The 4,764-nt window shown below is 47.9% G+C and carries 5 protein-coding genes; 2 read left to right on the forward strand and 3 right to left on the reverse strand.

The genetic code is table 11. The features are described 5' to 3' along the window. The first annotated feature begins 286 nt into the window (after positions 1-286). Complete coding sequence (locus ACLFWI_RS26980) at positions 287-1,021, forward strand: PEP-CTERM sorting domain-containing protein (RefSeq protein WP_446415486.1); 735 nt, start codon at positions 287-289, stop codon at positions 1,019-1,021. A gap of 87 nt (positions 1,022-1,108) precedes the next feature. Next, positions 1,109-1,768 (forward strand): PEP-CTERM sorting domain-containing protein, encoded by a 660-nt coding sequence (locus ACLFWI_RS26985; RefSeq protein ID WP_446415487.1) that lies wholly within the window; start codon positions 1,109-1,111, stop codon positions 1,766-1,768. Between the two features lie 15 nt (positions 1,769-1,783). On the opposite strand, the gene ACLFWI_RS26990 is transcribed toward ACLFWI_RS26985, so the two are convergent. The 3 genes from ACLFWI_RS26990 to ACLFWI_RS27000 all read right to left on the reverse strand — a co-directional run bounded on the left by ACLFWI_RS26990 (position 1,784) and on the right by ACLFWI_RS27000 (position 4,687). After that, positions 1,784-2,068: a hypothetical protein gene (locus tag ACLFWI_RS26990; protein ID WP_446415488.1), complete on the reverse strand. Its 285-nt coding sequence runs from the start codon at positions 2,066-2,068 to the stop codon at positions 1,784-1,786. After that, positions 2,065-3,354 carry a peptidoglycan DD-metalloendopeptidase family protein gene (locus tag ACLFWI_RS26995; RefSeq protein WP_446415489.1) on the reverse strand — a complete coding sequence of 430 codons (1,290 nt, stop codon included), beginning with the start codon at positions 3,352-3,354 and terminating at the stop codon, positions 2,065-2,067. Before ACLFWI_RS26995 ends, ACLFWI_RS26990 begins: the two co-directional genes overlap by 4 nt. A gap of 241 nt (positions 3,355-3,595) precedes the next feature. Further along, entirely contained in the window at positions 3,596-4,687 is a 1,092-nt protein-coding gene (locus ACLFWI_RS27000; protein WP_446415490.1) for a hypothetical protein, read from the reverse strand. Between the last annotated feature and the right edge of the window lie 77 nt (positions 4,688-4,764).

The raw sequence follows: 4,764 nt of genomic DNA on the forward strand, positions 1-4,764 counted from the left end.
GGCGCTCAGGTTGCGTGGCGAGTGGTTCAGAAAGGGGGGTGATTGGGAGCCCGAAAGAGGAGTGCGATCGCTATCGCGAGGGAGTTAAGGGGAGCGTGTGTGGAGTCAATTGGACTCTTGGGAAACAGTTGCTACTTTCCCCCGTTTACAAAGCTTCATAGCCAACTTCCTGAAATGGGAGTATTTTTACCTATAGGTCAGGGTAATTTGTCTTATAAGCCAATAAACATGCTTATAGCATTGAAACCTGATTAAACGAGACTCAGCACTCTGAGGAGTAACAACTATGAAACTTAGACAAGCACTTATTGCCCTCTCGACTATAGGAGTTACAAGTCTGCTAGTCAGTTCTTCAGAGCCAGTTCACGCGGCTGGTTTACGGTTTGAACCACCTGGGGAAATGTTAGATAATGATCCAATTTTGGACATAGTGTCTGGTGTTGGGGAGCGGATCAGCTTTGAAGTTAGGCTCGACACAACAGGTCTTACAGATTCTGGCAATCCATTCCCAGCTGGTTCAACGCTAGACTTATCCTACATTTTTGATTGGGATAGTGGAGATGGTAGCGTACTTGATGCAGAACTGGTGTTTTACCGCAACGGATTTGATCCTGAACCGGGTTCGTTTGGACTACCTGTTGTTATAGACTCTGAGCAAACATCACCCAACAAATATTTTCTTCAAACTGATCAAGGCTTACAACTTACTTATGAAGGTTTACCAATTGGTGTACAGGATGCACCACTTACACAGTTTGCCTTTAATATCCCTGGAGGAACCAAGCTAAACAATGATGGAAATGCTGATTTTTCCATCAGCCTTGTTGATGCTACTGTCCGTGATGCACAAGGTAATATTCTTGGATTCGTCGGTAATCAGCTAGGAGGTAACCAAAGTGTTGAGGTGCAAGCCCCCGAACCCCTCACTATCCTTGGTTCAGCCACAGCCCTAGGATTCGGAGCCTTGTTCCAACGAGAGTATTCAAAAAGGCAGAAGAAAACTAAATGCCTCGATAAATAAAAGGCTTAGTCTGCCTAAATTTCTCCTGTTAACTTTTCACTCTCACCCAGAGTGAACAATACCTGAAAAATATTGAGAGGTATTCTCATGAAGTTTATCTATAAACAGCTTGCCATAGCCACCACTGGTGCTGCTCTTTTTTCCACTGTAATCGGAGCTAATCCGGCACAAGCAGCTAACTTACTATTCAATGGTAGTTTTGAACAAGGTACAGTTGGTTTGCCAAGGACATTCTCTGAAATGACGGGTGGGGCCGCAGCTCCGGGTTGGTGGGTATGGCATAATACACCTGCAACAACTACAACTGAATTGCTTCCTTCAACTCTACCCAATGGTGGCGAGAAGATGATGCATGTAACAACAACTGGATGGAACAACGGTTTACTTCAAGTTTTCGGCGAATTGGGAACTGGTCCAGAAACAACCCTTTCATCAGCTTGGTTATATGTTCTGAGTGGAAAGGTAGCTATCGGTACTGGGAATGGGGGCGGCACTGGTCACGATAAGACCATTTCGACAACGGATCAGTGGGTAAAGATTGAAGCCAAAAATGGGGGTTCTCCAGCTAACGAGTTCATCATATACTCTGCGAGTCAAGGTGGCGCGGAGTTTTATGTGGATATGGCTAGTGTAGAGCCTGTCCCTGAACCCCTTACTATCCTTGGTTCAGCCACAGCTTTAGGATTTGGAGCCTTACTAAAACGAGAGCATTCAAGAAAACAGAATAAATCAAAACAAAAAGGCTAATCCAGTTTTTGGGAACTAATCCCGATCGCCCCTCCTCGCCCTCAGCTTCTTCAAGTCAAGTGTGTTGGTATAATGATTGACCCACCACTTAAACTCCCAGACCAACCAATAGTCATCCAACTGACGAAACTGGTTCAGACAACGGCGGGGGAGTTCGCGATCGCTCTCAATCTCCGACCTAACAGAACCATCTGGACTTAACACTTTCCAGTCAATCGCCCATTCCCCATCCGCCAGGTGCTTCTCAAATTGCACCCGCCAAACCTTCCCGCGCCAATCCTTTATCTCCAATTCCTTCATGGCTGCTCTCCTGTCAGAAACCATTGCAACCATCCCGCCCTGACTCTTAACCAATTGCCCGAACTGGATGACTTAATCCGTAAGTCCAAATGTGGACCAGTCGAACCGCCGCTGTTTCCTGTCCAGCCGATAACTTTTTTTCTAGAGACTTTTGTCTTTTGCCCCGGCTCAACTAAACACCGGGACAAGTGCAGCAGTTTAAACTGTAGAGTGGGGAATTCTTCCGACGTAAACGTAGCGTACAAGCCAGCCGCGTCACCTCTGGCACATTCGACCCAACCATCAGCGATCGCATACAGTGGCGTCCCCGCTGGCGTGGCTAAGTCAACCCCTTGGTGATATTGACGCTTCCCTGAGATGGGGTGAATCCTCCACCCACGCGGCGATGTAACTTTATAGCCTGCGATGATGTCTCCCAGTTGAGGATTTTTCTGGAATTTAACATCCCATTTATAAATATGAGACTTGTTGATCTGGTCCGGTGTTTTTTCGCTTAGCTTACCGGAGAGGAGTGCGATCGCTCTTTCCCTATGCTCCCTTGTCATCCGTTCTACTGCACTATCCAGGGTATGATATCCATCACTGATAGAACCCCTGGCGTTGGGGTGTCCAGCGAATACTGTAGAGTAAAGCTGTTTAAGGGTTCCCCCTCTGAATCCACGCTTAACCAAGTATCGCTCAACATAATCCATCTGCTCAACCTGGCTCATTTGGGCTAAGGCTTCTGATGTGGTTCCCAGTTCAGCCGCTGTTCCAGGCATGAATTGAATAAGCCCGACGGCGCGTCCCCTACCTTTAACAACGGGACCTCTGATACTGGGGCTGAATGTTCCAGCAGTTTCAAAACTAATCAGTGTGGCTAAGTCGATGGGGTCAGCGTTGATATTAGCGGCGACTTGCTTAATCTTCTGAGCAAACGGGCTTAACGTAGGTTTCCCCTCAGTTTCCAATGTTTCCGGTTTAACCTCTGGTTTAACTTCCGGTTGAGTCGCTGTCTCCTGGACTTGTTCTACACTGGGTTTAAACCAATCAAAGTTAGGGGTGTAGTCTTGACTGTTTGCCAGATTGAAACTAATTAATGCAGTGGCTGCGATCGCTAATACCTGATTCCTCAGCCGGGATTTTTCTAGAGATTTAGGTGAGTCATCGATGATGGCGAGTAACTGCGAGACTCGGCGGTCAATTTTCCAGAGGTTTGTTCTCTTGAGGGTTGCTAGTTCCTGCTCCAGCTTCCGGATTTCCCTCTGTAGCTGGTTGGTGCTTAGGGTTTGTGTTGCTTGTGTCATTGGTTAGTAGATGCCAGGTGAGTAAAAGCAAGCTAATCGCTAAGATGAGTAGTGCGAAGCGCTGAAGTTTTATCCGTCGGACTTCCCGGTGGAGCGATCGCAAATGCTGAAGTAATGCCCTGCGGCTGGGTTGTGTCTCTCCCTGATTTTTAAGAGAGACAAATTTCTTAAACGGTTTAATATCCATATAAGGAAGCCTCCACAGATGGGAGGCTAATAACTTACATCCCCGAGCTCGGGGTTAGAGTTCCTGGGCTAAAGTAATCGTCTGGGCGATTACGTTGGCTAAATCGGGATGTTCGACAACATAGCGATCGCTCCCTCTCAAACTGGGGATTAAGTCTCGTCCAAAGCGGAACGCGCCGCCGCCCCCAACGATTGAGGTTTCGATTTCTGGCGGGGTACAGTCGGTGATGATTTCGGCAATCTCGCCAATGTACCATTCATGGGCGGTATCAATTGCATCGGCGATGGGGATGGGTTCGGGTTCCCCCTGGGGTTGATAATAGTCCTCACAGTTATTTACAGCGGTGATAAATTGGGGGTCTTCTGGGTCATTAATCCCGGCTTCTTCCGCTACCCAGGAATAATATAATGATGTGCCTTTCCCGTCGTAAGACTGGCTGCGATGATCGTCAAAGAATCCATCGGGGTCAATGAAGTCACACAATAACGTGCGATAGCCGATATCGTAGCAAGCTTGCCAGGAATCATTGGGTTTGGATTCTGCGATCGCTAACTGACGATAACAACCCAGATGATATCCTTCGGGGGTTACCTGCAAGGTTTTGATGGTGGCTGATTTGCGTCCTTGCGGCGTAGACCAAGTGAGGGACTGACTCAGAGCTTTCTTGGCGGCTGTCTCCTGTGCTTTGAAGTTACCGGGGGTGAAGAACTGCGATAGGCTGAGATGGATGTCCTCACCGTTCCCAAGTCCCAGTTGTTCGAGTGCTAGAATAACTCGCAGCTTGAGATTGTCGGTTTTATCCCCGTGCAGTCCGGACTGGCTGGTGAGTGTGGCACCTTTGCGATCGCTGGTGTAGGTTTTACCGCGATAGGTGATTTCTATGTTCCCTTTAACGGTTGAGTTCCGGGTTCTTACTCGTGATTTGCCACGGGGTATCTCGGTGAGGTAATTGAGCGTGCGCTGGATGGCGAGGGCGGGTTGATCCACGATTTCCCCTAGTAAAGCGACTTTTTGCCACAATGACCCATTATCAATGGCGACGACTGGATCACTGGGGACTGTGAGCAGTTTGGAGTCAAGGCTAACGGTTATCCCGTCGGGGGAGTCGAAACGGATAATCCTTTTATCGGTGGGTAAGGTTTTCATTGATTACAATTCCTCTAATTCATTGTCTGTGTCGTCTTCTGGATTTGTGATAATCGCGGCTAACTCTTCATCAATCT

The organism is Coleofasciculus sp. (genome assembly GCF_046539235.1).
GTDB lineage: Bacteria > Cyanobacteriota > Cyanobacteriia > Cyanobacteriales > Coleofasciculaceae > Coleofasciculus.